Annotated in this window: 1 pseudogene; it reads right to left on the reverse strand. The window is 68.6% G+C overall.

What is annotated here, in order from left to right:
* Positions 1-404, reverse strand: a pseudogene (locus ACNFOC_RS56195) (oxidoreductase); the annotation flags it as partial.

The raw sequence follows: 404 nt of genomic DNA on the forward strand, positions 1-404 counted from the left end.
GCCAGGGACGGTAGCCGTATCCGACCGTCACGTCGAGCAGATGCCCCCACGCCCGTGTCACCGGATGCAGCGTGCTGCGGCGGTGACGCTGTTTGGCCAGGAGCACCCGGCGGGCATCGTTGTCGTGGCCGGCCTTCCGGTACCAGCTTGCCAACTGCTCATAGGGTTGCGGGCTGTAGCCGGGGCTGCGTCGTATCCACTCCACACGGTATGCCGCAGACTGCCGACGCCCCATTGCCTCCCGCCGTTCGCCCGCCTCGACCGCCTTGATGGAGCCGTAGACGAAGCCGTCCAGTTCCACCACGTCCGGCCAGCTGTGCTCGTTGTCGTGGAGGTAGGACACCTGCGCGCCCCGCAGGTCCACGGTGCCGGACGGCGGTCGGGCGAGGGTGAAGTCGAAGTCG

The organism is Streptomyces colwelliae (genome assembly GCF_048158785.1).
GTDB lineage: Bacteria > Actinomycetota > Actinomycetes > Streptomycetales > Streptomycetaceae > Streptomyces.